Below are 26,666 nucleotides of genomic sequence, written 5' to 3'. Positions count from 1 at the left end.
CGAATCTAATTTTCTATATTTGTATGAACAGAAATAATAAAAATGGAATTAAAGTTACATAGACCCATCTGCTTTTTTGACTTAGAGACAACGGGTGTAGATGTGGTAAAAGATAGGATTGTAGAGATTGCAGTTTTAAAGGTTTTTCCAAATGGAAATAAAGAAAGTAAAACGTGGTTGGTGAATCCGGGTATGCCAATTCCGCCACAAACAATAGCGATTCATGGTATTACCGATGAGAAAGTGGCAAATGAGCCATTGTTTTCTGAACTTGCTCCACAAGTTCATGCTATGATTAAAGATTCTGATTTAGGAGGTTTTAATTCAGATCGTTTCGATATTCCTTTATTGGTTGAAGAGTTGCTTAGAGCTGGAATTGATTTTGAGATGGGGAATCGCGTATCTGTTGATGTGCAGACTATTTTTCATAAAAAAGAAGAACGTACTCTTAGTGCTGCTTATAAATTCTATTGTAATGAGATTTTAGAGAATGCACACTCTGCGGCTGCAGATACTCATGCGACTTATGAAATATTGAAAGCACAGCTAGATAGATATGACGATTTAGAAAATGATATGAAAGTGCTTTCTGAATTTACAACACGTAAAAAGTCAGTGGATTTTGCTGGATTTATTGGGTTAAATGATGATGGTAAGGAAATATTTGCGTTTGGAAAGCATAAAGGATGTTTGGTAGATGATATTTTAGAGCAAGAGCCTGGGTATTTTGGGTGGATTCAAAATGCTGATTTTCCTTTATATACAAAAAAGGTCTTAACAGCTATTAAGTTGAGAAAGTTAAATACTAAGTTTTAATAGTAGCCTCTTGAGATGTGTTTAAATAGGTATTGAATACTTGTCTAACATGTGAAGTAAAGGGTGAAAGTTTAAATAATATATACTGATGAAGATAATTTGTGTAGGTAGAAACTATGTGGATCATATTGATGAATTAAAGAATGAACGTCCTACTGAACCATTGCTTTTTATGAAGCCGGATACGGCTTTAGTATTGAAAAAGTTTCCTTTTGTAATTCCTGAATTTACAAATGATGTGCATTATGAAGTAGAGGTGGTAGTTAAAATTAATAAGGTTGGAAAGTATATTGAGCAAAAATTTGCGCATAAATATTACGATGAGGTTAGTTTGGGTATAGATTTTACGGCAAGGGATCTTCAAACTTCTTTAAAAGAGAAAGGACTGCCATGGGAAAAAGCTAAGGCCTTTGATCAGTCGGCTGTGGTTGGTGATTTCTTTTCTAAAACTGAATTGACTAATCTAGAAGATACGTCTTTTGAATTGTTGAAAAATGGTGAGGTTGTTCAAAAAGGTTCAACATCCCAGATGATTTGGAGTATTGATGAGTTGATTTCTCATATATCTAAATATTTCACCCTTAAAACGGGGGATTTAATTTTTACGGGAACTCCAGCAGGAGTAGGGCGTGTAAATCCAGACGATGTTTTAACTGGGATTATAGAAGGTAGAAGAATGTTCGAGATTTCTGTAAAATAAAATAACTACAGCTTATGGCATTGTATTATGATTTAGAGCCACTTTATGTTCGTTATAAACACGATGAGGTGTTTGTTCGTGATCACTTGATTGTTTTTTGTAAGGATGGAAGAAAGGTTCTTAAGAAAGTTAAGGTTGCGATTGCTGATAAAAAGCATCTTCAAGTAGAGAGGCAATTGCTTAAGATTAAGCCATATCTTGAGTTTTTAGGTATGGATTTGGCTCTTGATGAATTGAATGCAATGTTGATATGGGCGTCGATTGAAGGGAAAAAGAAAGAGGTGAAAGAAATTTTCAAGGCTTTTAAATTTCATTTGAAAAAGGGGATTAAGGAGTTGGAGAAAGATTTTAATTTACTATGAATTTAACAGCAACTATTGTGACGATTGGAGATGAAATCTTAATCGGTCAAATCGTTAATACAAATGCAACCTATCTTTCTAAAGAGTTAGATTCCTTAGGGTTTAAGATTAATGAGGTTGTGTCAGTTGCTGATACACAAGAGGCTATCCGTAATGTTTTAAGTCGGGTGAATGGTACTGCGGACTTAATTTTATTAACCGGAGGGTTAGGCCCAACGAAAGATGATGTTACTAAAAAGGTTTTCTGTGATTTTTTTAATGATGAACTCGTGCAAAATCCAGAGGTCCTTATGCATGTCACTATGTTATTGGAGAATTATTACAAGAGACCAATTTCAGAAGTTAATAAGTTACAAGCTTTAGTGCCATCGAAGGCGATTGTTTTGAAGAATAGGGTGGGTACTGCGCCAGGTATGTTGATGAAGTCGGGAAATACATTTTTTGTTTGTATGCCAGGAGTTCCCTATGAGATGGAAACTATTTTTCAAGAAGAATTAGTGCCTTTTGTTAAAGAGAATCTTGTAAAGGAATACAATATTCACCGTACTATAATGACTTATGGAGTTGGTGAAAGTTTGTTAGCAGAGTTTTTGCAGGAGTGGGAAGATGGTTTGCCAAATGATGTTTCTTTAGCGTATTTGCCAAGTCCTGGAAGTGTTAGACTTAGATTGTCTGTTCATGGAACTGATTACGATTTGCTGGAAAAAAAGATTCAGGACCTTGTGGATTTGTTGCCAAATGAGGTGTTGAAATATGTGGTGAGCTTTCAAGATGAAGGTATTGATAAAAATATCGCGAAACAGTTGTTGAATTTACAGAAAAGTATTTCATTTGCAGAGAGTTTTACGGGGGGTGTTTTAACACAGTTATTTGCGTCCGTTCCTGGAGCTTCTGCTTACTTTAATGGAGGTGTTGTAACTTACGCAACACAAAGTAAGATTGATGTGTTAGGAATAGACGAAACGTTGATTTGCAAAGAAGGGGTTGTTAGTGAAGCTGTAGCTATTGAAATGGCTAGGAATGCAAAACGCTTATTTAAATCGGATTTTGCTGTGGCGACTACAGGTAATGCTGGGCCGACTAAAGGAGATTTGAATGTTCCTCTAGGGACAGTTTTTATAGGTATTGCTACTCCTGAAGTTGTTTTTGCTAAAGAGTTTAACTTGGGTCAGCCTAGAGAAAAAGTAGTTCAGGAGGCAGTTTCAAAAGGATTGTTAATGGTCTACGAGGAAATGTTGAAAAATAAATAAAAAGATTTTGTTTAATCAGTTTCTTTTTTGTTTCTTTGCACCCTGATTTTGAATAATGAAATAAAAGATAAGAATAATGTCAAGAGTTTGTGAAATTACCGGAAAGCGCGCAATGGTTGGAAACAACGTTTCTCACGCGATGAATAAAACTAAGAGAAAGTTTTCTGTGAACTTAGTTAAAAAACGTTTCTACATTGCTGAAGAAGACAGATGGGTTACATTAAAAATCTCTACGTCTGCATTGAAAACAATTAATAAAAAAGGTATTACTGCTGTGTTGAAAGATGCAAAAGTAAAAGGATTATCGAAATAATTCTACCGCAAAAAATAGATCACAATGGCAAAGAAAGGTAACAGAATACAAGTAATCTTAGAATGTACAGAGCACAAAGCTTCTGGATTAGCAGGAACTTCAAGATACATTACAACTAAGAACAAGAAGAATACTCCAGATAGATTGGAAATTAAGAAATTCAATCCTATCATGAAGAAAGTAACTATTCATAAAGAAATAAAATAATAAGTAGTCATGGCAAAGAAATCCGTTGCGTCTTTAAGAACTTCATCTAAGAAGTTAGTTAAAGCTATCAAAATGGTAAAATCTCCGAAAACGGGTGCTTATACTTTCGTAGAAAGTGTTATGGCTCCAGATTTCGCAGATGATTTCTTCAACGCGAAGAAATAATTATCTGATAATCGAATATGAAAGCTGTTTTCCTGTGAAGACAGCTTTTTTTTTATACCTACTTCAGAGCATTGATTCATAATTAATGGCTTTTGTGGTTGGCTATTCAAATGATTTAAGTTTATTCTTTATATTTGTGTTTCAAACACCGATTATACTATGAGTTTTTTTAAAAGGCTGTTTACTTCTGAAAAGAAAGAAACATTAGACAAAGGTCTAGAGAAATCTAAATCGACCTTTTTTTCTAAATTGACTAAAGCAGTCGCTGGGAAATCAAAGGTTGATGATGATGTTTTAGATAATTTAGAGGAGATTTTGGTAACTTCAGATGTTGGGGTTGCTACTACTTTGAAGGTTATTGAACGTATTGAAGCAAGAGTTTCAAAAGATAAGTATGTAGGTACAGATGAGTTAAATGAAATTCTTCGTGAGGAGATTGCGAGTTTACTTTCTGAGACGGAATCTGGGGAAGAGACTGAGTTTGTTATTCCTAAAGATAAGAAGCCCTATGTGATAATGGTGGTGGGAGTAAATGGAGCAGGAAAGACTACTACGATAGGGAAGCTGGCATATCAGTTAAAAAAATCCGGATACAAGGTGGTTCTCGGAGCAGCGGATACTTTTAGGGCAGCGGCTATTGATCAATTGCAAGTTTGGGCAGATAGAGTAGGTGTTCCTATTATTAAGCAGCAAATGGGAAGTGATCCTGCGTCTGTAGCATTTGATACGTTGCAGTCTGCTGTTACTCAAAATGCTGATGTTGTTATCATCGATACTGCTGGACGATTACATAATAAAGTAAACTTGATGAATGAACTTTCTAAAGTGAAGCGAGTTATGCAAAAGGTGGTAGTTGATGCTCCGCATGAAGTGCTTTTGGTTTTAGATGGTTCAACGGGTCAAAATGCTTTTGAGCAAGCGAAACAATTTACGGCTACTACTGAAGTTACTAGTTTAGCGGTTACTAAATTAGATGGTACTGCTAAAGGTGGGGTTGTTATAGGTATTTCCGATCAATTTCAGATTCCTGTGAAGTATATAGGTGTTGGTGAGGGTATTGAGGATTTACAGGTTTTTAATAAATATGAATTCGTAGATTCTTTTTTCAAATAGTTTTTCAAAGCTATTGTTAATATTATTTACTAGATTTAAAAGAGTTATTGTATGCAGGTATTTAAATATTTTATCTTCTCATCCGTTTTGTTGTTGTTCTCGTGTCAAGAGAAAGTTGATCAAAGTGATTTACATCATTTAAATGGTTATTGGGAAATCGAAAAAGCTGAAATGCCAGATGGTGAGGTGAAGGAGTATACAGTTAATATGTCTATAGATTTTTTTGAATTGAAAGATGATACTGGTTTTAGGCAAAAGGTAGTTCCTCAGTTTGATGGTGGTTACCTGACAAATGATGTGAGAGAGGATATTAAGGTGGTTTTTGAAGGTAAAAAAGCTTGGTTAGATTATCATACTGAATTTGCTGATTGGAAGGAAGAATTGATTGTGGTAAAGCCGAATCGTTTGGTCGTGAAGAATGAGCATGATATCAAATATTATTATAAAAGACCTATAGCGTTTAGTAAAAAATAATGGCGAAAAGATTTAGCGATCTGAAAAGATTGAGAGAGGGTAATAGTATTCAAGACGTCTTGAAAATTTTTATAGAAGGAAATAATTTAGACGCAGGAATAGATAATATTGATGTTAAGGCTGCTTGGGTACGATTACTTGGGCCTGGTATAGAAAGCTATACATTGGATGTGTTTCTCAAAAGACAAACGCTGTATGTGGCTCTTTCTTCTCCTATTGTTCGTGAGGAATTGAGTTATGGAAAAGCTAAGATAATAAAGATGATTAATGATGATCTTCGCAAGGAGGTTATTAAAGATTTAATTTTAAGATAAAAAAAAGAGTCGATTTAATCGACTCTTTTTTTTGCTTTGACTTTAGGAAGAGATGGTGTTAAATTTCAAATCTCTTGTCTATTTGCTTTACAATAATCTCGGCTAATAGTTTTTTAGCTCTCATTATTTTTACTTTGACCGTGTTTAGAGGTTCTTGGAGTTGTTCTGATATTTCGTTGTAGCTCATGTCTTGAAAATACCTCATTTTGATTACTTCTTGGTAATGTGGTTTGAGTAGTTCGACGTAAGCTTCGAAAATTCTAAGTTTTTGTCTTTGAATAATTTCATCTTCAATAGAAGGGCTTTCATCAATTATGTTTTGGTATAAGCTAGAGTCTTCTTCGTTTATAGGGAAAACTGGATTGTTTCTTCTATTGCGTATTAAGTCTATATGGACATTCTTTGCAATGGTTAGTAGCCAAGTGTTGAATGCATATTCTGGATTATAGGTGGTAATGCGACTAAATGCTTTGGAGAATGTCTCTATCGTAATATCTTCCGTATCTGCTTCGTTCTGTGCGCTTTTTAAGATGAAGTGGTATACCTCGCTCCAATAGTGGTTAAGAAGAAAAGTAAAGGCTACTTGGTCTCCTTGCTTAGCGGCGTTTATGTGTTCGTCTACGACTTTTTTCAATTCTTCTTTTGTGATAGGAGGTTCTTAATAAATATAAAGCCTGTTGTAAATGTATGAATAAACTCTAATACTGGAAACCATAGACTTAAGTCTTTTTCTTGAAAGTGTTTTAGAAATTTATGAGAGTACAATGCTACTATAGTACTTCTAAGTATAAATAAACCTAGGACAATTTCCCAGTTGTATAAAAGAGATAAGAGTAAGGCTGTCAAAATAAAATAGGGTATTTTGGTAAAGCTGTAGATGTATACTTTTATTTTACTAGTGAATCCTAGTTTTGAAAATAAAATGGTTTGAGATTTCAGTCCCATTGTCCAATTTTCGAAACTTGGTTTTATGTAACTTGCGGTAAAGCTGGTTTTTGATGTTGAAGTTGTTGTGTTTTTAGATGTGGCAATTGTATTAGTAAAATAGAAGTCTTCTCCTCTATTTTGATTCATTTGATTTATAAATCCATTAATCTTATAGAATTCATCTTTTTTATAGGCTAGATTCTTGTTGTTTCCAAATAATGGTTTTCCAATACTTCCCCATGAAAAATTATAAGCAGCCCAAGATGCGTTGTGAAATCGGGTTAATTTATTCCATATTGATTTTTTAACTACTTCAATTCGTTGATGACCTAATACTATAGTTTTGCTTAAAGTGAAGTGAGAGGTCATGTTTGTAATCCACATTGCTGAATCTGGAACGGCAGTAGGTTCGCAAAATAATAGATAGTCGTACTTTGCGACTTTTATTCCTAGAGTTAGTGCATAGCGCTTATTGCCCCAAAACGATTCATTGTTTTCGACATTGACTATTTTGACGTTTTCTTGTGTTTGAGCAAATTGTTTAATAAGTTCCAAGCTTTCGTCGTACGAAGCATTATTTACTAGAATAATCTCAAATGTTGGGTAGGATTGATTGCGTATAGCAGCTAAAAAGTGCTTTAATTCTTCTTCGTTGTTTTCGATATAAACTATCAAAGAAACAGGTAATCTTTTTGCTTTTGGATCTTCCTTTTTGTTGAAAGAAAGTGATCCAAATACAAAAACATGATATAGTATTTGTAGTAATACTATGGAAACAAATAGATAGAATAATATCGGAATAATCGCAATCATAGATGGTGAATAAAGGCTGCAAATATACTGTTTTAGACTCCTAAATTTGATTAAAAATTAAAAGATATTTACTTCTGCTTCTATATTGATTTGAAACAATTCAAAAATATTCTTTTGAATAGTTTCTGCTAATCTAACTATTTCAATTCCAGTCGCTTTTCCGTAGTTTACCAATACAAGAGCTTGTTTTTCATGAACTCCTGCGTCTCCATATCTCACGCCTTTGAATCCAGCTTTTTCAATCAGCCAGCCTGCAGGTACTTTAAAGTGATTTTCATCGACCTGGTAGAAAGGTATATTGGGATAAGAAGTTTGAATAGTTTGGAATTGCGTTTTAGATACAATTGGGTTCTTAAAAAAGCTTCCGCTATTACCGATTTCTTTTGGATTAGGTAGTTTAGTATTCCTTATTTTGATTACAGCTTTACTGATATCTTGGATAGTAGGTTGTTTAATACCTTCTTGATCTAGTTCTTCTTGAATTGCCCCGTAAGATGTTTTTAGTTGATGGTTTCTTTTGCTTAGTTTGAAGGTTACGGCAGTTATTATGTATTGATTTTTGAATTCATTTTTAAATACACTTTCTCTGTAGCCGAACTTACATTCTTCATTTGTAAAAATTTGTTCTTTTTGAGATTTAATCTCAAGCGTATTACAAGAGGTCATGACGTCTTTTAGTTCCACACCGTAAGCACCAATGTTTTGGATAGGAGTTGTTCCAACGTTTCCTGGAATTAGTGAAAGATTTTCAAGTCCTCCATAGTTATTTTGGACAGACCATAAAACAAATTCATGCCAGTTTTCTCCTGCTTGTACCTCAATCCATACATGGTCTTCGTCTTCTTTTGTTATCTCAATACCTTTTAAATCTATTTTAACAACCGTGTTTTCTATGTCTTTTGTTAAGAGCATGTTGCTTCCTCCTCCTAGAAAAAAAAGTTGGTCGGCTGTGTTTGCTTTACATAGTTGGATAAGATCGGTTAGAGATTTGGCTTCTACATAGTTCTTTGCTCGAACATCGATTCCAAAAGTATTTAATTCTTTTAAAGAATGATTGGGTTGGATTTTCATTTTTTACTCCTTTGTTTTAAAAACACAAAATTAGGTAATCTATTTGGTTCGTTTTATTCTCTTTCTTTATCAATCTTAAAAATCTCGTAATCCTGCTGTATGCTTTTTAAAAGGTTTTCTGTTCTCTCTGCATGAGTGTCGGAAATGAAAAGTTGTCCAAAGGTGTCTTGATGAACAAGTTCAATTATTTTTCTAACGCGGTCTTCGTCTAATTTGTCAAAAATATCGTCGAATAAAAGGATAGGAGCAACTCCGCTTTGTTTTTTTAAAAATTCAAATTGGGCTAGTTTTAATGCTATTAGAAAAGATTTTTGTTGTCCTTGAGAACCGAATTTTTTAATGGGGTGATTTTCTAGCTCAAAGGATAAGTCGTCTTTGTGAATACCTACACTTGTATATTGCAATACTCTGTCTTTACTTAGGTTTTCTTCAAATAGTATATCCATGCCTTTTTCAAACAACTGGCTTTCGTAGTTTAATTGTACTTGGTCTCTTTGATTTGTGATAAGTTGATGGTAGTAATTGAAAATAGGTAAAAAATCATTAATGAACTCTTTTCTTTTTTTAAAGATGGGTTCTGCAAGTTGCGTAAGTTGTTCGTTATATACTTCTAAGGTGGTAGAGTCGAAGGTGTGATTCAGGGCAAAATACTTTAAGAGTGCATTTCGTTGTGAAATCAGCTTTTGATATTGAATTAAATGCTGTAAATAGTTTGAGTCTAATTGAGATACCACGCTGTCAATAAATTTACGGCGTGTTTCACTGCCTTCTGTTATTAAGTCTGCGTCAGATGGTGAAATTATAACAAGAGGGATGAGCCCAAAATGGTCTGATATTCTATCATAATTTTTCCCATTTCTCTTTAGTACTTTTTTCTGTCCTTTTTTAAGACTACATACTATGTGTTCTTCTTTGTCATCTTTAATGAAGGTACCATCGATTACGAAAAAGTCAGTCCCGTGCTGAATATTTTGGCTGGCAATCGGATTGAAGTAGCTTTTTCCGTAAGATAAATAGTAAATAGCATCGAGTATATTGGTTTTTCCAATGCCGTTTTTTCCGACAAAACAATTTATTTTCTTTTGAAAATGAAATGAATAATCGTTAATATTTTTAAAATGAATGAGGCTTAGGTTTTTTAGATACACAGAAAATGCTTTCTTTTTAGAGATTTCTAAGTGGAATTTTTTAATTGGCTGCAAATTATTAAAAATATTGATAGGAAGCACTTTTAAATTACAATAAAAATCCTATTTTTGCCACTCATTAAACTTTCAATAAAATGGCAACTTATAATAAGAGAGGTTATAAAGCACCAAAACCTAAAGATGGCTCAGAAGATGAGTTTGATCAATATAGCAATGTAAATGCAGCTGATAGTACAACTGCGGAGGTATTTGATTCTTTGGATAAAGGAGCAACTCGCGTAGAAGGATGGGCTGAAAAGAACCAAAAATACATCTATGGAGTGGTTGGTGCAATTGCATTGATTACTGTTGGGTATTTAGGATATGGGAAGTTGGTGATGGAACCGAAAGAAGAAGATGCAGCGAATGAAATATTTCAAGCTCAAAGCTACTTTAACGAAGCTACAAATAACCCTATCAATAGCGACTCTCTATACAATTTAGCATTAAATGGTGGTGAAGGTAAATTAGGAATGCTAGGTGTTATAGAAAGTTATTCAGGTACAAAAACTGCTAACTTGGCAGAATATTATGCTGGAATGTCTTATTTAAATATGGGAGATTTTAAAAATGCTATCTCACACTTAGAGAAATTCAAATCTGAAGATATGATTTTATCATCTCTTTCATTAGGTGGAATTGGAGATGCTTTTTCTGAGCTTGGACAATCTAATGATGCATTTGAATATTATAAAAAAGCAGCTTCAAATACTAAAAACGAATTCACTTCTCCAAGATTCTTGAAGAAAGCAGGTTTAATTGCTTTGGAGTTAGGTAAGAAAGATGAAGCGTTGAAAATGTTTAATGAAATTAAGAACAATTATCAAAGTGCAGCTGAGGCAAGCTCGGTTGATGCATTGATTGGTTTGGCTCAATAAATATGGCAACAGCGAATAAAAATTTATCAGAATACGATAAATCTACTTTGCCTGATGCAAAAGACTTCAAAGTAGGTATAGTTGTTTCTGAATGGAATGATAAAGTAACGAACGGATTGTTTTCTGGTGCTAAAGAAGCTTTGCTTGACTGTGGCATGAGTGAAGAGAATATTGTTCGTTGGGACGTTCCTGGGAGCTTTGAATTGATTTTTGGGGCGAAGAGAATGATTGAAGTTGATGAAAACTTAGATGCTGTAATTGTTATAGGTTGTGTTATTAAAGGAGAAACAATGCATTTTGACTTTGTATGTCAGGGTGTTACTCAGGGGATTAAAGATTTAAATTTAATATCTGAAATTCCTGTAATCTTTTGTGTACTTACGGATAATAATGAACAACAATCTTTAGATAGAAGTGGAGGAGTCCATGGAAATAAAGGAACAGAGGCTGCAATAGCAGCTTTGAAAATGATTGAATTGAATACTAAATTTTAGAGTATATCACAATAAAGAATAAAAAAACCTGTAATCTTTACAGGTTTTTTTATTTTTAGAATAATTTACAAAATGGCAACACCTATAGCAGATAATTATTCTTTAAATTTGTTTGGTATATACGTTAAAACGAGAAAGAATCTAAATAGATGTCAAATATAATCCGATTGCTTCCAGATCACGTTGCAAATCAAATCGCAGCAGGTGAAGTTGTTCAAAGACCAGCTTCAGTTGTTAAAGAATTGATTGAGAATGCTGTTGATGCAGGAGCGACTGAAATTAAATTAATTGTAAAAGAAGCTGGTAAAACTTTAATTCAGGTTATCGATAATGGGAAGGGAATGAGTGATATTGACTCTCGTATGGCTTTTGAAAGACATGCGACTTCGAAAATTACGATGGCTGAAGATTTGTTTGCGCTGCGTACGAAAGGATTTCGTGGAGAAGCTTTGGCTTCCATCGCGGCTATTGCACATGTTGAATTGAAAACTTGTGAGGCAGGAGCGGACTTAGGTACACATTTAATAATTGAGGGCAGTAAGTTGGTTTCCCAAGAAGAGGCTGTTTTAATTAAAGGTACTTCGTTTTCTATAAAAAATCTTTTCTTTAATATTCCAGCCCGTAGAAATTTCTTAAAATCGGATACTGTTGAGTTTCGACATGTAGTTGATGAATTTGAAAGGGTTGCTTTGGCTCATCCGAATGTTCATTTTATTCTTTTACATAATGGAAGTGAGATGTTTAATCTTCCAGAGTCTAATTTACGTCAGAGAATCGTAAATGTATTTGGACCTAAAACGAATGAGAAACTAGTTCCTATAAAAGAAACTACTGAAATTGTTTCAATAGAAGGCTTTGTAGGTAAACCTGAATTTGCTAAGAAAAGTAGGGGGGAACAGTTTTTCTTTGTAAACGATCGATTTATAAAAAGTGCTTATCTTCACCATGCTGTTCTAAATGCTTTTGAAGGATTATTGAAAGAAGGTACTCATCCTAGCTATTTTCTGTATTTAACGTTGCCTGCTGATGCAATTGATATCAATATACATCCAACAAAAACGGAAGTTAAGTTTGATGATGAGCAAGCTTTGTATGCTATTCTTAGAGCGGCGATTAAGCATAGTTTAGGGCAATTTAATGTAGCACCGGTTTTAGATTTTCAAAGAGATTCTACTATGGATACTCCTTATGAGTTCCTAGATAAAAAAGCAGAAACTCCTACTATTGAGGTGGATATGAATTACAATCCTTTTAAAGAGGATAGTGTTTCTATGAAACAAGCGTATAATCCTTTTGAACATAATCAAACGTCTTATGTTTCTGGTAGTAGGTCGAGTTCGAATTCTAGCAAGGGAGATTCGTTTTTGTCGAAATCTCCTTTTGAAAGTAGTAGAAGGGAACAGATTGAAAGTACAAATAATATGTATGAAGATTTAAGGTCTTCTGCTAATGAATTAGATTTCTCAAAAATTGAAATAGAAGAAGATGTGAAAGAAATTTCACTGTTTGATGGCGCTTTGGATGATATTAGTACAAGTAAGTCTTTTCAATTGCAGAGAAAGTATATTGTGAGTCCTATTAAAACAGGAATGGTTGTGATAGATCAAGGCAGGGCTCATCAACGTATCTTATATGAAAAGTTTTTAGAGAATATTACTATAAAACAAGCAGCTAGTCAACAACTATTGTTTCCTTTGACTTTGTATTATTCAGCTTACGAAATTCAATTACTTAGAGATTCAGAATCTGCATTAAAGTTAACGGGATTTGTTTTTGATTCTATCGATAAAGAACAATTAGTTATTTCTGGTTTACCGGTTCACGTTGCAGAGAGCGAAGCGTCAATTGTATTGGATGAATTGATTCAAGAGTTGCAGGGGTCTCCTTCTGAAACAAGTTTTAGTATGAATGATAGGATTGCTAAATCCTTAGCCCATAGCTTATCTGTTAAAACTGGAACGGTCTTAAGTGAAGAAGAACAAGAAAATATGGTTAACGCACTTTTTGCGTGTAAAGACCCGAGTATTTCACCATTTTTAAAACCTACTTTTATTACGATGAAGGTAGATGATATTGAAAAAAGATTTACATTATGATGAAAATTACAGAAGCTGTAAAGCAGCTATTGATTATTAATATTATATTTTATGTAGGTTCTGTTTTTGTTCCTGCTACATTAGATTTTCTAGCGCTTTATTATTTCGAAAGCCCTAGTTTTCAGTTTTGGCAACCACTCTCTCATATGTTTATGCATGGTGGATTGATGCATTTGTTTTTTAATATGTTTGCTCTGTATTCTTTTGGTTCGGCACTAGAGCATTTTTGGGGTAGTAAAAAGTTTATCTTTTTCTATCTTTCGTGTGGTCTAGGAGCTGCCGCTCTTCATACTGGAGTGAATTATTATTTAGTTCATGAAGGAGTCTCCGCTCTTGTTCAGAATGGTTTCGATAAGCATGAAGTAATGAGTATTCTAGCAGAAGGAAAGTATATAATGCAGTGGAAAGACATTCTAGGTGATAGTACATTTATGAATATGGTGAGTGCTTATAATACTCCTGCTGTTGGTGCTTCAGGTGCTATTTATGGATTATTAGTTGCATTTGCTTTTATGTTTCCAAATGCGGAGTTAGCATTAATGTTTATTCCTGTTCCAGTTAAAGCAAAATATTTTGTTCCTGCGATATTAGGTATTGACTTATATTTAGGGATTAATGGAGGGTCTATATTTGGAGGGTCAACAGGTGTAGCGCATTTCGCGCATCTTGGTGGTGCTTTAATGGGGTATTTGATGATGTGGTACTGGAAAAAAAATCAATTTAAAAGTAATAGATGGGATTAAGGGTATTATGAAAGTATGGGATGATTTAAAGCTACAATACCGAATAGGTGGAGTTGTGCAAAAAATATTGTTTTGGAATATAGGAGTTTCTTTAATCTTCTTGATATTGCAGACTCTTTTACCAAGTGTTTATGCGTTGCTACTTCCTTGGTTTAGTTTGTCTTCAAATTTCGCTAATCTTATATTGGCTCCATGGACTTTAGTTACTTATTCATTTCTACATGCTGGAATAGTACATCTTATTTTTAATTTATTAGTATTGCATTTTGTCGGTAGGATGTTTACTACCTATTTTACGCAAAAGCAGTTCACAACTGTGTATTTTTTAGGTGCAATATTAGGTGGATTATTCTATTTAATCGGAGGACTCTTTTTTTCTGTTGGAAGTGTGTTGGTTGGTGCGTCAGCAGCGACTATGGCACCTTTGATTGCTTTAGCGGTGTATGCGCCTAATATGGAAGTGCGCTTAGCACTTATAGGAGTTGTTAAGACTTGGCATATTGCTGCTTTTATTATTGTATTAGATGTTATACAACTTTCGACTCATAACACTGGTGGACACTTGTCGCATCTAGGTGGAGCATTTATGGGGTTTTTATACATTAAATTAATAAATCAAGGAATTGATTTATCTAAAGGGATTGATAATTTCAAGGGGGCTTTATTGAGGTTGTTTAAGAAGAAAGAGCGTTCACCGTTTAAAAAGGTATATGTTAGTAAAAACAAAACTACTAAACGTGAAAATGTTGATTCTAAGGATTTTGCTAGGACTGTAGAACAAAAGAAAATAGACGAAATACTAGATAAAATTAGTAGGTCGGGTTATGAAAGTTTGACTAAAGAAGAAAAAGAGTTTCTCTTTAAGGTTGGAAAGTAACAATATATGAAAAAATTGTCTTGGTTTAATAGAGTTGTTTTTGGTGTCACGGTGTTTATCTCTTTGATAACACTGATGGGCTATTTATTGCCTTTCTTAGCTCCAAAACTTTTTCCTTTTTTATCGGTTGTTACTCTGGTTCTTCCTTCTTTGTTAATAATTAATGTACTATTGTTTTTCTATTGGGCACTTCAATTTAAGAGACAAGTGATAGTACCGTTTTTAGTTTTAATGGTTGGATTGACATCTTTTTCTAGATTTTATAAGTTTACAGAGAAGGAGGAAGAAAAAGATATTGAAGACTTTGTTTTGATGAGTTATAACGTTCGATTGTTTAATTTGTTCGAATGGATACCCGATCAAGCTGTACCAGAAAAAATTAAGGATTTTATCGAAGTTCAGGACCCGGACGTTTTGTGTTTACAGGAATTTTCTAAAAATGCAAAATTGAATTTCCCACAGTATAAGTATCGTTATATAACAACCCATGGGAAGAAAATTAAAACTGGACAGGCTATATATTCTAAGTTTCAAATTATTGATAAAGGTGAGATAAATTTACCAAATTCAAATAATAACGTAATTTTTGTAGATATTTTGAAAGGAAAAGATACTATTCGTATTTATAGTATGCATTTGCAATCAGTTAATATTAGTCCAGATATACATGAAAAGATTGATGAAGCAAAGTCGAAAAAGATTCTAAATAGGTTAAGTAAGGCATTTAGAGAGCAGCAACTTCAATCAGAATTGATGCAAGCGCATAGAATGGATGCTAAATATCCTATGATTGTTTGTGGCGACTTGAATAATAGTGCCTTTTCGTATGTGTATAGAAATATAAAAGGAGAGTTGAAAGATGCGTTTGTGGAGGCGGGAAGTGGTTTTGGAGCTACTTATCACTTTCCTTATTACCCTGCTCGAATAGATTACATCTTTGTGGATAAAAGAATGGAAGTAAAATCGTTTAAAACACATTCAAACTTTATTAATTCAGATCATTATCCAATTACAACTAGTTTGAAAATTAGGCGTTCTGAGTAGAAATAGTATTGTTGAGATATCAAAAAAAGGGATTAAAATTTCACAATTTTAATCCCTTTTTGATTTATAAGAAATTTCTAATTTATGTATTCTAATATGCGTTCCAAAGCCATACCTCTAGATCCTTTAATAAGTATAAGTGAGTCTTTGAATAGTGGCTTGTTTTCTAATGCTTTCGAAAAATCTTCAAAAGATTTAAAAAAATGTTGATTTGACTCGTCAGTTTTATATTGGAAGAAAATAGAGCCAATATTATAATTGGTAATATCTTTATGCTCTTTAAGTCTTTCGATAATTGCTGTGTGTTCTTTGCCGCTTTCTTTTCCAAGTTCAAACATATCACCGAGTATAATGATTTTGTTTTTAGTTGTATCTAGCTGCAAGAAGTTAGAGATAGCTACCTCCATACTGCTAGGATTGGCATTGTAAGCGTCTAGTAGAATATCATTAGATCCTTTTTGAAGCCATTGGGAGCGGTTGTTGTTTGGTGTGAATTGACTTACTGTATTTTTAATAACCTCTAAATCAATTCCGAAATATTTTCCAAATGCTATTGCAACTGCAATATTTGTCGAATTGTATATACCAGTAAGCTTAGACGTGAAGGTGTGGTTGTCAAGTTCTACAGTTGCGTTTGGTTGTGCACTATATGACTTAATAACTAAATCATTTGATTCATCCAGGCCGAAGGTATAACGACTGAAAGTGAGTGTTTTTGCATCTTGTCTTGGGTCATCTGTATTTGCGAAAGCTATTTTGCTATTATCTTCAAGGTAGTCATATAGTTCGCTTTTTGCTTTGATAACTCCTTCAAAACCGCCGAAACCTTCTAGATGTGCTCTACCAAAATTTGTTATATAACCATAATCGGGTTGTGCTATTTGGCAAAGGTGTGCTATTTCTCCAATGTGATTTGCTCCCATTTCAACAATTCCTATATCTGTATCATCGTTGAAAGAAAGAAGTGTTAGTGGAACTCCAATATGATTATTTAGATTGCCGATAGTTGCTGCTATATTGTACTTTGCAGCTAAAACTGTAGCTATTAATTCCTTGGTGGTTGTTTTGCCATTACTACCAGTTAAAGCAATAACAGGAAGACCTAGTTGTTCTCTGTGGTATTTGGCTAATAGTTGTAATGTTTCAAGGCTATTGCTTACTAAAAGCATTTTCTCTTTATCTGTATGGTACTTTTTATTGTCGACTATAGCGAATAAAGCACCTTTTTTCAAAGCTTCTTCTGCAAATTGATTTGCGTCAAAATTATCCCCTTTAAGGGCGATAAACAAAGAGTTTGGAGTAATGTTACGAGTGTCGGTTGAAATGCCGTCACACTGTAAAAAACACTGATATAATTCTTCTATTCTCATTTTTCAAAAGTATAAAAAAAAGCCCTAATAAATAGGGCTTTTATAAAGAGTAGAATGAAAATATTCTATTTTTTTGTACGTTTCGTTCCTGGTTTAGCACCAACTTTAGTCATTGCTAAACGGAATCCAATGTAATCTGTTGCTTGATCTTCTGAATAGAATCTTCTAGTTGCAGGGTCTAACCAATAAGCTCTATCTTTCCAAGAACCACCTTTGTAAACTCTAGATTTGTTATCTACTAGAGTAGTTCTTTTAGCGCTATCGTATTTACCATATACAGAACCATCCTCGTCAGTTACTAGAGTGTGTTCAGGAGCGTTGTAACCTCCGTCTTTGTATTCTCTATTATCTCCACTATTAAAGTTTTGTCTTAAGAATGTATCTGATTCGTCAACCATAACTTGAGCAACTTGTCCAGGTAAATTTCTAGCACGTAGTTTACCATTAGCTAATGTGTCGAACTGCATTGTTTCTGAAGTAACGATAACAGTTTTTCCATCAGGTCCAATTTGGTTTTTGTAATATACATTACCTCTGAAGTAGTTGAAGTCGTTGTTGTCGTCTGTGTCTATAACTGGACGATATACGTCAGCAACCCATTCAGCTACGTTACCAGCCATATCGTATAAACCAAAGTCATTTGGAGCATAAGATTTAACTTGATTGGTTATGTCAGCACCATCTGTTGACCAACCTGCGATACCACCATAGTCAGCACGTGCTTGCTTAAAGTTTGCCAATTGGTCTCCTTTATTTTTACGTCCTGTAGATTTGGTTTGACCACCTTCCCAAGGATATTTTTTTCTTCCTTTATAAGAGTTGTACTCGCGATTTCCAACTAAACCAACAGCTGCATATTCCCACTCAGCTTCTGTCGGTAAACGGAATTCTGCTGTGAATAAACCAAACTCTTGTGTCGCATATACATGGCGAGAACCATCTTTAGCTTTATTTTTAACTCCTTGGAAAACAACATCTCTGTTTCCTCCATATACTAAGTCTGGATTAGCTAAGTAAGCATCAGTACTAAAGTGTGCGTCACCGTAAGCTTCCATAACTTTAGCATTCTTTTTAAGGTAGCCAGCGTTTTCTAAAGCAATTTCATTAACACGATCAGTTCTCCATTTCGCATAATCATTAGCTTGTAACCAAGTTACCCCAACAACAGGATAATTTGCGTAAGCAGGGTGTCTTAAATAAGTAGAAGTCAATGTTTCACTGAATCCTAAACGTGACCTCCATACCATAGTGTCTGGTAAGGCACTCTCATATATATGTCTGTAGTTTGCTTCTGATACAGGAAAAACAGATTTTAACCAATACAAATACTCGTTATACATTAAGTTAGTTGTTTCGGCTTCGTCCATATAAAAGGACTGAACATATTGCTGTGTTGGATTGTTATTCCAATCATACATTACGTCATCTTGTACCCTTCCCATGGTGAATGTCCCTCCTTCAACAGCAACCATTCCTAGAGGTGCTTTCTGGTCACCATAGTTGGTGTTGTATTGAAAACCGCCCTTTTTGTCATTAATTTTCCAGCCTGTTGCAGTTGATACACCAGTTGAATTAGTATTGCTGCAGCTTGTAATACCGATTGAAGCTATAACTCCAGCAATCAGTCGCAATGTCATAAGTCTATTAATCTTCATGTTTAGTGGGTAAATAATTTGAACGCAATATAATAATTAACGTTTAATTAGCAATGTTTAATTTGAAAATATTTAAAAAAAACTTAAAATTTTCTTCTACTTGTTTACTGTAGACATATTTAACGTTGAAAATATGACTATATTGTGTCGAGAAATTTTATTTTCTTTGCACGAATATATAAAGAAAATCCGTTATAAAATTATATGAAAAGATTATTTTGCTTTTTGCTGTTATTGAGCGGTTTCAGCCATTGGGGGCAACAAAAAGAAATTAAAATTGAGTGGGGTGAACTGGCTCCTTTTTCCAATTTAGAGTCAGGGGAATTGTATCCTTATTTTGAATCACCGAACTATGATTTTAATCCTGTTAATGGTAAGTTAAATTTTCATTCGATTATAGAGAATGAAAAGAGTATTGATGTGTCTTCTTTGAAAATTAGTAATGTTAGATATAAAAATTTGACAGTTTCTGAGCTTGGAGCTTTACATAAATATAATCTTCCTACAACACTTGATGCAGTTATTAAGAAAGTGAGCGCTAGAGAGGATGTGAATTATATTTTATCCTTTAATCCTATTATTAAAGAGGGAGGTTCTTATAAAAGAGTAGAGTCTTTGAGTTATTCATATAGTAGTGGTGTTAATAGAGATAGTAGATATTCTACATTCAAGTCGGCAGCTAGAGTTAACTCTGTCTTAAAAACGGGTAATTGGTTTAAATTCTCTATTGTCAAGACTGGGGTTTATAAAATATCTAAGCAGTATCTAAGACAATTAGGTGTACCTGATAATATAAATCCTAGTACAATTAAAATATATGGTTCTGGTGGTGAAATGCTACCTTTAATAAACCAAGATAATTATCAAACAGATCTTGTTGAGAATGCAATATATATTAAAGGAGAAGAAGATGGTGTTTTTAATGATGATGATTATATTCTTTTTTACGGTATAGGTGTTGATCAGTGGAGTGATGAGAATCTTACTCATTTAAATTTATATGAGAATGAGGCTTTTTATTTTTTGACTTTTAGTGGGGGTGATGGAAAAAGAATACAGATGTTAAATCAACCTAGTGGTTCTGCATCAAAAGTTTATACGACTTATGATGCATCGGTATTTCATGAAAATGATTTAGTTAACGTTGGTAATTTAGGACGTAAATGGTTTGGAGAGCGATTTAATATGAGTCCAAAACAAAGTTTTTCTTTTGAATTGATGAATTTGGATAAATCAATACCTATTCAGTTTTTAGTAAATGCGGCTTCTTCTTCTTATGGGAATACCTCATTTAGCTATAGTGTGAATCAACAAGATGTAGGTAGAGTTTCATTTAGTAAATTAAGTGGACAAACAATAAGTGGTTTTGAAAGCTTTCTTACTAAAGAAATGTTATTATCCTCTGAATCTGTGCAAGTCGATGTGAATTATAATAATGGAGGAGTACCTACGTCAGAAGGTTATCTTGATTATATTCAATTAGACTATACGGCTATTTTGAAGGGAGGGGCTAAACAATATGGATTTACAAACAATAATTTGGCATTTGAAAATGGAGTTGTAGAATATAGGATTTCAAATGCTTCTACTATTAAAGAAGTGTGGGATGTTACAGACCCAAGTGCTGTTGAAAAAGTAAATAACCCCAATCAAGGAGTCCTTTCCTTTAAGGTTTATGGTGGGGTTGAACGAAATTTTCATGTTTTGAATGAACAAGATTACTATGAACCTTTACAATCTCAAAATTCAAGAGTTAGCAATCAAGATGTAAAAGGAGCTGTTTTTTCAGAAGGTGATGTAGATTATTTAATCGTTACTAAATCCAGTTTGCGAAATGCAGCAGAAAGACTAGCTGACTTTCATAAAAAAGACAGTGGCTTGAAAGTAAAAGTAGTAATATTAGAAGAGTTGTACAACGAATTTAGTTCTGGGAAGCAAGATGTTGCAGCTATTCGGAATTTTGTCCGTTATGTTTATCAGAATGCTACTTCGGAAACAAAGAAATTGAAGTATTTGAATTTATTTGGAGAAGCTTCTTTCGACTACAAAAATAGAATACCTAATAATAAAAATACAGTACCTGTTTTTTATGGGATGAGTACTATACGAAATGTTATTAATAGTGCTAGTAATTTTTCTTCATATACTACGTTCATGTCAGATGATTTTTATGTGCAAATGGATGATGGAGAAGGATTGATGAGTGATGTTTCTTATGGCTTAGATTTAAGTGTAGGGAGAATGTTGGTCAGTACTCCTGAGATGGCAAATGCAATGATTGAAAAATTGGAAGATTATAGCAATATTGAAAATCAAGGCAGATGGAGAAATACTATAGTTGCATTGGCAGATGATGTAGATAGAGAAAGTGACATCGTTTTACAATCAGAGTTAAATAGCATAGTCGATACTTTAGTGGCTCAGCATCCTTTCTTTAATGTAAAGAAAATATTTATGGATTCCTACACTCAAGAAACATCTGCTGGAGGTAAGAGGTATCCGAAAGCTAAAGAAGAGTTTATTAATTCTATTGAAAGCGGTTCTTTGTATGTGAGTTATCTTGGGCATGGAGGAGAAGATGGTTTGGCTCAAGAACGTATTTTCGGAATAGAAGATGCGGGAAAATTAAACAATTTTAAAAAATACCCGCTCTTTGTTACAATTACTTGCGAATTTACTCGTTTTGATAATCCATATCGATTAACTGGAGGAGAGAGAATGTATCTGAACAAAAGAGGTGGAGCGATTGCTCTAGTAGCAACAACAAGAGAAATTGGAATTGAGGCAGGGAGACAGTTAAACAAAGAGTTTAGTCAAACTTTGTTCAATAAAGAGGGGGTGTATCCTACTGTTTCAGAAGCTTTAATGTTAACGAAAAACAAGACTTTTAGCAGGGATAAGAATGTGGTGTTTTATATAGGAGATCCTGCGATGAGATTAGCTATTCCTAAACCTAAAGTAGTGTTGACAGAGATTAATGATAAACCTTTGGATGCGGATAACGACGCTTTAGAAGCTTTAGGTTATATTAGATTGGGAGGTAAGATTTTGGATGAAAATGACAATTTTCTTTCCAATTTTTCAGGAGACTTGGCGGTACAGATTTTTGATAAGAATATCGATAGAAAAACGTTGGGAAATGATGGAGTAGTTAGAAATGGAGAGCTCGTTATTATGGATTTTCAAACATTAGGAGAAACCATTTTTCGAGGTAATGCTAGCGTTACTAATGGCTTGTTTAATTTTGATTTTGTAGTACCTAAGGATATTAATATTTCAAAAGGAAAAGGAAAGGTAAGCTTCTATGCAAAAGATGTAAAACAAGATTACACAGGACATAATTCAGACATATTAATTGGTGGAGTTAATAAAGATGCACCAGATGATAAGACATCACCTATAGTAAGTTTGTATATGGACAATGAAGCTTTTGTTTCTGGAGGGATTACGACAGATGCACCTGTGTTTTTGGTTTTTTTAGAAGATGAGAATGGTATCAATACCGCAAGTGGAATAGGTCACGATATAGTAGCTTATTTAGATGGTGACGAGAGGAGTTCATTTGTTTTAAATGATTATTATGAGACGGAGGCAGACAATTTCAGAAAAGGAAAAATAACATATCCGTTTAAAGATTTAGAAGAAGGACTTCATACTTTAACATTTAAAGTGTGGGATGTATACAACAATTTGACAACTTCTGAGTTACAGTTTATAGTAGCGAAGAATGAAGGGGTTAGTTTGGAAAAGGTTTTGAACTATCCAAATCCTTTTGTCAATTATACAGAGTTTTGGTTTGAGCACAATAGACCCTATGAGACTTTGAATGTACAAGTTCAGATAATGACCATAACGGGAAAAATCGTTAAAACAATAAATCAAACGGTTCTCACAGAGGGAAAATTGAGTAGAGAAATAGTTTGGGATGGGAAAGATGATTTCGGAGATAGGATAGGAAAGGGAGTTTATATTTATAAATTAACTGTTCAATCTACATTAACAAAACATCAAAGTGAGAAAATAGAGAAGTTAGTTATACTCTAAAATAGTATATTTGTTAAATAAAACATATAATAACACATGAAGAAAATAACCTTAGTAGCGTGTTTAGCACTTGTTGGGAATGTAGCACTTGCTCAAAGAACTATTACGACAGGAGTTCCATTTTTACAAATTGCGGCAGATGCGCGTTCAGCGGGTATGGCAGATATGGGAGTTGCAACCACTACGGATGCTTTTTCACAGCAATATAACCCTGCAAAATATGCTTTTGCAGTAAAAAACCAAGGATTAGCGGTTAGTTATACTCCTTATATGAGTAAGATTACAAACGATATATCCTTAGCTCAATTAAACTATTTCAATAAGTTTAATGAGAGAAGTGCTATTGGAGCTAGTTTGCGTTATTTTGGAATGGGTGATATTGTAATGCGACAAGATTATAATGACCCAGGACTTACTCGTAGTCCAAATGAATTCGCTATTGATGTTTCATATTCACTGAAATTGACGGAACGTTTTTCAATGGCTGTTGCAGGACGTTTTATAAATTCAAATTTAAAAGTACCTGAAGAAATGGGAGGCGATTCTTCTGCGGCAAGTAGTTTCGCAGTAGATGTTGCAGGTTTCTATGAATCAGAGCAAATGACTTTCAATGGTTTCGACGGCCGTTGGAGAGGAGGATTTAACTTTCAAAATCTAGGACCTAAAATCAACTATGACGAAAGTGGTCAAGACGCAGCGTTTTTACCTTCTAATTTAAAATTAGGAGCAGGATTTGATTTTATTTTAGATCCTCACAACACGATTACGGTTACAACTGAGTTTAATAAATTATTAGTTCCAACACCTATTAAGCCTAAAAGCAATTCGGCAGCAGATATGGAAGATGCTCGAAGAGAATACAATGATATAGGATGGTTCTCGGGAGTGTTTAAATCTTTTGGAGATGCACCTGATGGATTAAGTGAAGAAATGAAAGAAGTAACTTGGGCTTTAGGAGCAGAGTATTGGTATGATAATGCTTTTGCATTAAGAGCTGGTTATTTTCATGAAAGTGAAGAAAAAGGAGCTAGAAAATTTGCAAGTTTAGGTGCGGGATTCAGATATAATACAGTGACTGTAGATGTCTCTTATTTATTTTCTACATCTAAAGTAGCGAATCCATTAGAGAATACTTTGCGTTTTTCATTGACTTTTGATTTTGGAAATAAAACTTTTGATAGAAGTTAAAAGAATTAAAACAAAACATACAAATTAAAAATCCAAACCTTGTCGTTTGGATTTTTTGTATTATCTTATTTGGTATGAAAAAAGTAGAGATAAATACTGTTTTTTACGAGTTTGACTCAATGAATGAGTTGGAATTGGAAGACATGAAGTTAATGGAAGCAGCTATTGAAATTAGGAAAAAGGCCTATGCACCATATTCTAAATTTAGAGTAGGAGCAGCAGTTTTAATGGACAGTGGCACTATTGTGCTTGGTTCTAATCAAGAAAACGCGGCCTATCCTTCTGGTTTGTGTGCTGAACGTACAGCTATTTTTCAAGCAGGTGCTTTGTATCCTGACGAAACAATAAGAAAGATAGCTATTTCTGCTTCTTCAGATTTGAAGGAAACCAAGACACCAATTCCACCTTGTGGAGCTTGTAGACAATCTTTGTTAGAATATGAGACCAAACAGACAGAACCAATAGAAATGTTTTTTATGGGAGCTTCAGGCGTTGTTTTTAAATCACCTTCTATATTAAATATACTTCCTTTTCATTTCGATAAAGATTCTTTGTAAAGATAGATTAACATATGTCTAAGCGTTTTTTTGATGTGCTTTTAGCTGTTCTATTGAGTGTCTTTTTGGTTTTACCCATGCTTTTAATTTGGATATTAATAAGTGTCGGTATGAAAATGAACGGTTTGTTTTGTCAACAGCGAATCGGACAGTATGGAAATACGTTTACTATTTATAAATTTAGAACGATACTTTGGGATTGTCAAGGGCCACGAGTTACTCGTTTGGGTGGTTATTTAAGAAAATACAAAATAGATGAATGGCCTCAGCTCTATAATATACTTAATGGAACGATGAGTTTTGTTGGGCCTAGACCTGACTTGGAAGGGTTCTATGACAGTTTAGAAGATGAGGATAGAAAAGTACTCTTGTTGAGACCGGGATTAACTTCTCGTGCTTCCTTGATTTACTTCGATGAAGAGATTTTGTTGAGTAAGCAACAAGACCCAGTGGTCTATAATAAAAACGTAGTGTTCCCTAAGAAAGTAGCCATGAACTTAGATTATTATTATGACAATTCGGTTTTTAAGGACTTGGTGATAATTAAAGAGACTGTGTTTTTTTTTATGAAAATTCTAATTAAATAAGTGCTAAATAACATTTTGTTAATATATTTTCATTGATTTATTCTTATATTTAAGTATTAATCAAAAAAACTTAAATTATGAACAAGCAAGAATTAGAAGGAAAATGGAACCAAGTAAAAGGAGCTGTAAAACAAAAATACGGTGAATGGTTTGACAATGATGAAGCCTTGATAGAAGGTAAATTCGATGAGGTTGTAGGTAAATTACAAGAGAAATCTGGTAAGACAAGAGAGGCTATTGAGAAAGAAATCCGCGATTGGAAATCAGAATAAAAGTATTTTATAAATTGAAAAGGCTGTCATTAGACAGCCTTTTTTTATTTGATATTTACAGTTCTTGTAAATCTTTCTTTGAAAGTAAGTGTTTTAGTAGTGAAATAAGAATGTAACTTATAATTATAATTGGAATAGCCGTGTATTGAAAGAAAATCAATAAAATCACGGAATAGATAACAAATAGATATGGTAGTTTATTTGCAGCAAAAGCTCCTTTGTCTTTCATTTTTAAAGAGAAAAGAGGTAATTCAGCGTTTAGAATATAAGCACTAAATGCACTAATCCCTATTAAAATATAAGGATTGGTAAGTATACTATCATTAACCCAACCTACATTAATGATGGCTAAACTCGAAATAAAAAGTGCATTTGCAGGAGTTGGTAGCCCAATAAATGAATCAGTTTGTCTAGTATCAATATTAAATTTAGCTAAGCGGTATGCAGATCCCAATGTGATTAAGAAACCGAAATAAGGTAAAATACCCATAAAAAGGTTTTCTGAAGATAGGTTATATACATCGTGATTTGACTGTATGTTACTTAATAATTTATACATAATAAGACCTGGAACAACTCCACTTGTAACCATATCAGCCATAGAGTCAAGTTGTAAGCCTAGTTCGCTTTTTACATTTAGTAATCTAGCAACAAAACCATCCCAAAAGTCAAAAAAGATTCCAAGGCAAATCCAAAGAAAAGCCATGTTATAATTGTCATCGAATGCGTATATCAATGCAATAACTCCAGAACTGAGGTTAAGTAAGGTTATAAAATTAGGTATATGTTTTTTCATTAGTGTATAGGATTTTAAGAGTAAGTCTCTTAGTATATAGCAAATGTATCACAAAAGAATTGAATAATTAAACTTGGTTTAGGAGTTTAATTGCGTGTGTTTTTTAACAATAGTAAAAAAGCAATTTATTTCATATTCAATATACGGATTGTTTTTCTAGTTAAAAAAAAAAGAAAAGCAAATGAGTTTAAAAAGTAATTATAATGTAGTTGATTTTAATTTGTTGTCTGGGAGATGTTTGTGTTGATGGATGTAAAGAAAGACTAGTATATTTAATCAGATTTTTTCTTCGTTGGATGTTTTAGGTATAGGGTAATGGTAATGTGCTATGAGGTCGCTAGGTGATTCAAAAG

General features: G+C 33.6%; 28 protein-coding genes. 21 read left to right on the top strand and 7 right to left on the bottom strand.

The window, feature by feature from the left end; genetic code table 11:
- Positions 1 to 42 precede the first annotated feature (42 nt).
- From BM024_RS04230 to BM024_RS04185, 10 genes are all read left to right on the top strand, one after another.
- A complete protein-coding gene (locus BM024_RS04230; RefSeq protein WP_090678213.1) occupies positions 43 to 816 on the top strand; it encodes a 3'-5' exonuclease in 774 nt (257 codons plus the stop codon).
- Between the two features lie 88 nt (positions 817 to 904).
- On the top strand, positions 905 to 1,516 hold the full coding sequence (locus BM024_RS04225; protein ID WP_090678212.1) for a fumarylacetoacetate hydrolase family protein: 612 nt from the start codon (positions 905 to 907) through the stop codon (positions 1,514 to 1,516).
- Positions 1,517 to 1,530: 14 nt separating this feature from the next.
- Positions 1,531 to 1,878: a hypothetical protein gene (locus BM024_RS04220; RefSeq protein WP_090678211.1), complete on the top strand. Its 348-nt coding sequence runs from the start codon at positions 1,531 to 1,533 to the stop codon at positions 1,876 to 1,878.
- Entirely contained in the window at positions 1,875 to 3,128 is a 1,254-nt protein-coding gene (locus BM024_RS04215; RefSeq protein WP_090678210.1) for a CinA family nicotinamide mononucleotide deamidase-related protein, read from the top strand. Before BM024_RS04220 ends, BM024_RS04215 begins: the two co-directional genes overlap by 4 nt.
- 76 nt (positions 3,129 to 3,204) lie before the next feature.
- The gene (gene rpmB, locus BM024_RS04210; protein ID WP_090678209.1) at positions 3,205 to 3,441 is read left to right on the top strand and encodes a 50S ribosomal protein L28; all 237 of its coding nucleotides are present in this window, start codon (positions 3,205 to 3,207) and stop codon (positions 3,439 to 3,441) included.
- A 24-nt stretch (positions 3,442 to 3,465) separates the two neighbouring features.
- Positions 3,466 to 3,648, top strand: a complete 183-nt coding sequence (gene rpmG, locus BM024_RS04205) for a 50S ribosomal protein L33 (protein WP_090678208.1) — start codon at positions 3,466 to 3,468, stop codon at positions 3,646 to 3,648.
- Positions 3,649 to 3,657: 9 nt separating this feature from the next.
- Positions 3,658 to 3,813, top strand: a complete 156-nt coding sequence (locus BM024_RS04200) for a DUF4295 domain-containing protein (protein WP_090678207.1) — start codon at positions 3,658 to 3,660, stop codon at positions 3,811 to 3,813.
- A gap of 159 nt (positions 3,814 to 3,972) precedes the next feature.
- Positions 3,973 to 4,926 (top strand): signal recognition particle-docking protein FtsY, encoded by a 954-nt coding sequence (ftsY, locus tag BM024_RS04195; protein WP_090678206.1) that lies wholly within the window; start codon positions 3,973 to 3,975, stop codon positions 4,924 to 4,926.
- Between the two features lie 51 nt (positions 4,927 to 4,977).
- Positions 4,978 to 5,400, top strand: a complete 423-nt coding sequence (locus BM024_RS04190; RefSeq protein WP_090678205.1) for a hypothetical protein — start codon at positions 4,978 to 4,980, stop codon at positions 5,398 to 5,400.
- Entirely contained in the window at positions 5,400 to 5,714 is a 315-nt protein-coding gene (locus tag BM024_RS04185; protein WP_090678204.1) for a DciA family protein, read from the top strand. Before BM024_RS04190 ends, BM024_RS04185 begins: the two co-directional genes overlap by 1 nt.
- Before the next feature lie 58 nt (positions 5,715 to 5,772).
- Here the strand turns inward: BM024_RS04185 and BM024_RS04180 are convergent, their stop codons facing one another.
- The 4 genes from BM024_RS04180 to recF are packed head-to-tail and all read right to left on the bottom strand — an operon-like array spanning position 5,773 to position 9,673.
- Positions 5,773 to 6,348, bottom strand: a complete 576-nt coding sequence (locus BM024_RS04180; protein WP_090678203.1) for an RNA polymerase sigma factor — start codon at positions 6,346 to 6,348, stop codon at positions 5,773 to 5,775.
- On the bottom strand, positions 6,345 to 7,454 hold the full coding sequence (locus tag BM024_RS04175; protein WP_090678202.1) for a glycosyltransferase: 1,110 nt from the start codon (positions 7,452 to 7,454) through the stop codon (positions 6,345 to 6,347). The genes BM024_RS04180 and BM024_RS04175 overlap by 4 nt, the downstream gene beginning before the upstream one ends.
- Positions 7,455 to 7,511: 57 nt before the next feature.
- Entirely contained in the window at positions 7,512 to 8,525 is a 1,014-nt protein-coding gene (gene murB / locus BM024_RS04170) for a UDP-N-acetylmuramate dehydrogenase (protein WP_090678201.1), read from the bottom strand.
- Between the two features lie 53 nt (positions 8,526 to 8,578).
- On the bottom strand, positions 8,579 to 9,673 hold the full coding sequence (gene recF / locus BM024_RS04165) for a DNA replication/repair protein RecF (protein WP_090678295.1): 1,095 nt from the start codon (positions 9,671 to 9,673) through the stop codon (positions 8,579 to 8,581).
- Positions 9,674 to 9,807: 134 nt separating this feature from the next.
- Between recF and BM024_RS04160 the strand changes: the two genes are divergently transcribed.
- The 6 genes from BM024_RS04160 to BM024_RS04135 all read left to right on the top strand — a co-directional run bounded on the left by BM024_RS04160 (position 9,808) and on the right by BM024_RS04135 (position 15,844).
- Positions 9,808 to 10,590 (top strand): tetratricopeptide repeat protein, encoded by a 783-nt coding sequence (locus BM024_RS04160; protein WP_090678200.1) that lies wholly within the window; start codon positions 9,808 to 9,810, stop codon positions 10,588 to 10,590.
- 2 nt (positions 10,591 to 10,592) lie between these two features.
- Positions 10,593 to 11,084 carry a 6,7-dimethyl-8-ribityllumazine synthase gene (ribH, locus tag BM024_RS04155; RefSeq protein ID WP_090678199.1) on the top strand — a complete coding sequence of 164 codons (492 nt, stop codon included), beginning with the start codon at positions 10,593 to 10,595 and terminating at the stop codon, positions 11,082 to 11,084.
- 149 nt (positions 11,085 to 11,233) lie between these two features.
- On the top strand, positions 11,234 to 13,180 hold the full coding sequence (mutL, locus tag BM024_RS04150) for a DNA mismatch repair endonuclease MutL (protein WP_090678198.1): 1,947 nt from the start codon (positions 11,234 to 11,236) through the stop codon (positions 13,178 to 13,180).
- The gene (locus BM024_RS04145) at positions 13,180 to 13,923 is read left to right on the top strand and encodes a rhomboid family intramembrane serine protease (protein ID WP_177190161.1); all 744 of its coding nucleotides are present in this window, start codon (positions 13,180 to 13,182) and stop codon (positions 13,921 to 13,923) included. Before mutL ends, BM024_RS04145 begins: the two co-directional genes overlap by 1 nt.
- Before the next feature lie 7 nt (positions 13,924 to 13,930).
- Positions 13,931 to 14,800: a rhomboid family intramembrane serine protease gene (locus tag BM024_RS04140; protein ID WP_245753855.1), complete on the top strand. Its 870-nt coding sequence runs from the start codon at positions 13,931 to 13,933 to the stop codon at positions 14,798 to 14,800.
- 6 nt (positions 14,801 to 14,806) lie between these two features.
- Entirely contained in the window at positions 14,807 to 15,844 is a 1,038-nt protein-coding gene (locus BM024_RS04135; protein ID WP_090678195.1) for an endonuclease/exonuclease/phosphatase family protein, read from the top strand.
- A gap of 77 nt (positions 15,845 to 15,921) precedes the next feature.
- On the opposite strand, the gene BM024_RS04130 is transcribed toward BM024_RS04135, so the two are convergent.
- Together BM024_RS04130 and gldJ are read right to left on the bottom strand one after the other, a co-directional pair.
- Positions 15,922 to 17,214 (bottom strand): UDP-N-acetylmuramoyl-tripeptide--D-alanyl-D-alanine ligase, encoded by a 1,293-nt coding sequence (locus tag BM024_RS04130; protein ID WP_090678194.1) that lies wholly within the window; start codon positions 17,212 to 17,214, stop codon positions 15,922 to 15,924.
- Positions 17,215 to 17,279: 65 nt separating this feature from the next.
- A complete protein-coding gene (gene gldJ / locus BM024_RS04125) occupies positions 17,280 to 18,869 on the bottom strand; it encodes a gliding motility lipoprotein GldJ (protein WP_090678193.1) in 1,590 nt (529 codons plus the stop codon).
- Between the two features lie 204 nt (positions 18,870 to 19,073).
- Between gldJ and porU the strand changes: the two genes are divergently transcribed.
- From porU to BM024_RS04100, 5 genes are all read left to right on the top strand, one after another.
- Positions 19,074 to 22,913, top strand: a complete 3,840-nt coding sequence (porU, locus tag BM024_RS04120) for a type IX secretion system sortase PorU (protein ID WP_090678192.1) — start codon at positions 19,074 to 19,076, stop codon at positions 22,911 to 22,913.
- 36 nt (positions 22,914 to 22,949) lie between these two features.
- Positions 22,950 to 24,101 carry a type IX secretion system outer membrane channel protein PorV gene (gene porV, locus BM024_RS04115; RefSeq protein WP_090678191.1) on the top strand — a complete coding sequence of 384 codons (1,152 nt, stop codon included), beginning with the start codon at positions 22,950 to 22,952 and terminating at the stop codon, positions 24,099 to 24,101.
- A gap of 74 nt (positions 24,102 to 24,175) precedes the next feature.
- Positions 24,176 to 24,658 carry a cytidine deaminase gene (locus BM024_RS04110; protein WP_090678190.1) on the top strand — a complete coding sequence of 161 codons (483 nt, stop codon included), beginning with the start codon at positions 24,176 to 24,178 and terminating at the stop codon, positions 24,656 to 24,658.
- Between the two features lie 14 nt (positions 24,659 to 24,672).
- Positions 24,673 to 25,245: a sugar transferase gene (locus BM024_RS04105; protein WP_090678189.1), complete on the top strand. Its 573-nt coding sequence runs from the start codon at positions 24,673 to 24,675 to the stop codon at positions 25,243 to 25,245.
- A gap of 77 nt (positions 25,246 to 25,322) precedes the next feature.
- On the top strand, positions 25,323 to 25,517 hold the full coding sequence (locus BM024_RS04100; protein ID WP_090678188.1) for a CsbD family protein: 195 nt from the start codon (positions 25,323 to 25,325) through the stop codon (positions 25,515 to 25,517).
- Positions 25,518 to 25,572: 55 nt separating this feature from the next.
- On the opposite strand, the gene BM024_RS04095 is transcribed toward BM024_RS04100, so the two are convergent.
- Positions 25,573 to 26,313, bottom strand: a complete 741-nt coding sequence (locus BM024_RS04095; RefSeq protein ID WP_090678187.1) for a CDP-alcohol phosphatidyltransferase family protein — start codon at positions 26,311 to 26,313, stop codon at positions 25,573 to 25,575.
- Between the last annotated feature and the right edge of the window lie 353 nt (positions 26,314 to 26,666).

It is taken from the genome of Myroides guanonis (genome assembly GCF_900114085.1).
Taxonomy (GTDB): Bacteria; Bacteroidota; Bacteroidia; order Flavobacteriales; family Flavobacteriaceae; genus Flavobacterium; species Flavobacterium guanonis.
Note: the sequence above shows the minus strand (reverse complement) of the source record. Positions and strands in the feature narration are given on the sequence as shown.

Bases quoted from the DNA above. Each gene is read 5' to 3' on its own strand.
- rpmG (WP_090678208.1), top strand. From the start codon at position 3,466: ATGGCAAAGAAAGGTAACAGAATACAAGTAATCTTAGAATGTACAGAG.
- mutL (WP_090678198.1), top strand. From the start codon at position 11,234: ATGTCAAATATAATCCGATTGCTTCCAGATCACGTTGCAAATCAAATC.
- murB (WP_090678201.1), bottom strand. From the start codon at position 8,525: ATGAAAATCCAACCCAATCATTCTTTAAAAGAATTAAATACTTTTGGA.
- BM024_RS04175 (WP_090678202.1), bottom strand. From the start codon at position 7,454: ATGATTGCGATTATTCCGATATTATTCTATCTATTTGTTTCCATAGTA.
- BM024_RS04110 (WP_090678190.1), top strand. From the start codon at position 24,176: ATGAAAAAAGTAGAGATAAATACTGTTTTTTACGAGTTTGACTCAATG.
- BM024_RS04225 (WP_090678212.1), top strand. From the start codon at position 905: ATGAAGATAATTTGTGTAGGTAGAAACTATGTGGATCATATTGATGAA.
- BM024_RS04100 (WP_090678188.1), top strand. From the start codon at position 25,323: ATGAACAAGCAAGAATTAGAAGGAAAATGGAACCAAGTAAAAGGAGCT.
- gldJ (WP_090678193.1), bottom strand. From the start codon at position 18,869: ATGAAGATTAATAGACTTATGACATTGCGACTGATTGCTGGAGTTATA.
- BM024_RS04230 (WP_090678213.1), top strand. From the start codon at position 43: ATGGAATTAAAGTTACATAGACCCATCTGCTTTTTTGACTTAGAGACA.
- ribH (WP_090678199.1), top strand. From the start codon at position 10,593: ATGGCAACAGCGAATAAAAATTTATCAGAATACGATAAATCTACTTTG.
- BM024_RS04190 (WP_090678205.1), top strand. From the start codon at position 4,978: ATGCAGGTATTTAAATATTTTATCTTCTCATCCGTTTTGTTGTTGTTC.
- BM024_RS04140 (WP_245753855.1), top strand. From the start codon at position 13,931: ATGAAAGTATGGGATGATTTAAAGCTACAATACCGAATAGGTGGAGTT.
- BM024_RS04220 (WP_090678211.1), top strand. From the start codon at position 1,531: ATGGCATTGTATTATGATTTAGAGCCACTTTATGTTCGTTATAAACAC.
- BM024_RS04185 (WP_090678204.1), top strand. From the start codon at position 5,400: ATGGCGAAAAGATTTAGCGATCTGAAAAGATTGAGAGAGGGTAATAGT.
- BM024_RS04160 (WP_090678200.1), top strand. From the start codon at position 9,808: ATGGCAACTTATAATAAGAGAGGTTATAAAGCACCAAAACCTAAAGAT.
- BM024_RS04130 (WP_090678194.1), bottom strand. From the start codon at position 17,214: ATGAGAATAGAAGAATTATATCAGTGTTTTTTACAGTGTGACGGCATT.
- BM024_RS04095 (WP_090678187.1), bottom strand. From the start codon at position 26,313: ATGAAAAAACATATACCTAATTTTATAACCTTACTTAACCTCAGTTCT.
- BM024_RS04135 (WP_090678195.1), top strand. From the start codon at position 14,807: ATGAAAAAATTGTCTTGGTTTAATAGAGTTGTTTTTGGTGTCACGGTG.
- porV (WP_090678191.1), top strand. From the start codon at position 22,950: ATGAAGAAAATAACCTTAGTAGCGTGTTTAGCACTTGTTGGGAATGTA.
- BM024_RS04215 (WP_090678210.1), top strand. From the start codon at position 1,875: ATGAATTTAACAGCAACTATTGTGACGATTGGAGATGAAATCTTAATC.
- BM024_RS04200 (WP_090678207.1), top strand. From the start codon at position 3,658: ATGGCAAAGAAATCCGTTGCGTCTTTAAGAACTTCATCTAAGAAGTTA.
- BM024_RS04105 (WP_090678189.1), top strand. From the start codon at position 24,673: ATGTCTAAGCGTTTTTTTGATGTGCTTTTAGCTGTTCTATTGAGTGTC.
- rpmB (WP_090678209.1), top strand. From the start codon at position 3,205: ATGTCAAGAGTTTGTGAAATTACCGGAAAGCGCGCAATGGTTGGAAAC.
- ftsY (WP_090678206.1), top strand. From the start codon at position 3,973: ATGAGTTTTTTTAAAAGGCTGTTTACTTCTGAAAAGAAAGAAACATTA.
- BM024_RS04145 (WP_177190161.1), top strand. From the start codon at position 13,180: ATGAAAATTACAGAAGCTGTAAAGCAGCTATTGATTATTAATATTATA.
- porU (WP_090678192.1), top strand. From the start codon at position 19,074: ATGAAAAGATTATTTTGCTTTTTGCTGTTATTGAGCGGTTTCAGCCAT.